2 protein-coding genes are annotated in these 1,479 nt (G+C 58.3%); both read left to right on the top strand.

The features are described from left to right. The first annotated feature begins 239 nt into the window (after positions 1 to 239). Entirely contained in the window at positions 240 to 998 is a 759-nt protein-coding gene (locus tag AC2TC0_RS16150; RefSeq protein ID WP_484718475.1) for a hypothetical protein, read from the top strand. A gap of 53 nt (positions 999 to 1,051) precedes the next feature. Further along, positions 1,052 to 1,479 (top strand): ParB/Srx family N-terminal domain-containing protein (locus tag AC2TC0_RS16145; protein ID WP_484718474.1); only part of this gene is annotated, 428 nt, incomplete at its 3' end.

Here is a 1,479-nt window from a genome sequence, read left to right as displayed (position 1 = left end):
TGGTGCGCCACGCAGTCCGTGGCGCACGGGTCTCTGTGTGCCATTTCCCTGTTGTACAGGGATTCTGCAGGGATTTTTGCATTTCAGAGCTGATTTAGGGGTCCGTTGCAGACCAAAGCCCATGCATTTCTGCGCTTGCACAACGGAATTTCCCTAAACGCCAATGCAGGCAATTTATGCGGCGGTGCAGGAAACGCCGGCGTGCTTGCCTGACCCAGATGATCGCGTAGAATTATTCGATGCCACGCCCACCCACGCTCAATCCGCTTAGCGTTCCTGAGACGCCGAACCTAGCCAACGACCCGGCGCGGATCGAGGAGATTCGCTCTAAATTTATGCGGCGCATGGAGCTGCTGGAAAGGAGCTACCGGTCGGTTCGCGAGGTGTCAGCAGCCCAGCGCGCGACCTTCAATCAATCCCTGGCTCGGCTGAAGCGGCATCTGGCCCGGATCGAGCGTGGCGACATTAGGCCGGTCGAACAGACACCCGAAACGCGACTCCATTTGGAGCTTGAACTGCTGATCAATTTGAAGGCGCGGGAGTTGGCAGGGCTGGAAGGGAATGCGCCGCTCGAGCTCAAGCACAAACCCTATGTTGAAGCCGCGGCGGCCGAGGTTGCTGCGAACACGCGGGCAAGGCGCGGGCGTCCCAACAGCTATCTGCTGCAACATTATGTGGCGGCGCTGATTGCTGCCTATATTGAGGCGACGGGCAAGCCGGTTATAGGACAGCGAACGAAGAACAGCGACTATGCACCACGCCTACACTCTCCATCAGGTCAGACTGTTCGACACTTCGTCGATGTGATCGAACCTCATGTGACTGATACCGCACTGGTAAACATGATCCGCCGTATCCGCCGAGAGTTTGCGGGAAAACCAATGCGGTTTGAAGATTTTTTCCCGCTCACTGGTGACTGGCAAGACGGCGCGCCCAAAGCTCAGCAGGGCTACCACCTCGAAGCCTTTGCTCCCATCCAGCCGATTTATTGTCCTTAGCGTAGCCTTGGAACGGCGATAACTGGTCAGCTCCTATTTTCGAGGAGCCCCTGATGACCAAGTCCATTACCAACCCGCATATAGAATATGTGCCGCGCGCAAGCCTGCGGCCCAACCCGACCAACGCGCGTAAACATAGCGCCAAGCAGCTGAAGCAGATCGCCGCGAGCATCAAGCGCTTCGGCTTTCTGGTGCCGATCATCATCGACGATGCCGATATGATTGCGGCGGGCCATGGCCGCTGGGAGGCCTCGGCGCAGCTGGACCTCGAAATGGTCCCGGTAATCCGCACGCGCTTTTTAACCGATGCCGACCGCCGCGCTTTTGCGCTGGCGGAGAACCGCATCGCCGAGCTCAGCGAATGGGACCAAGACCTCCTCGCTAACGAACTGAACATCTTGTTCGGGGACGGCTATGATCTCGAGATCACGGGGTTCACGACGGCGGACCTCGACTTCTCGCTCGATGATGCCGCAAAGCC

The sequence above is a fragment of the Sphingopyxis sp. sgz302558 genome, from assembly GCF_057220455.1.
This window is presented reverse-complemented; position numbering and strand designations above follow the sequence as displayed.

Bases quoted from the DNA above. Each gene is read 5' to 3' on its own strand.
- AC2TC0_RS16150 (WP_484718475.1), top strand. From the start codon at position 240: ATGCCACGCCCACCCACGCTCAATCCGCTTAGCGTTCCTGAGACGCCG.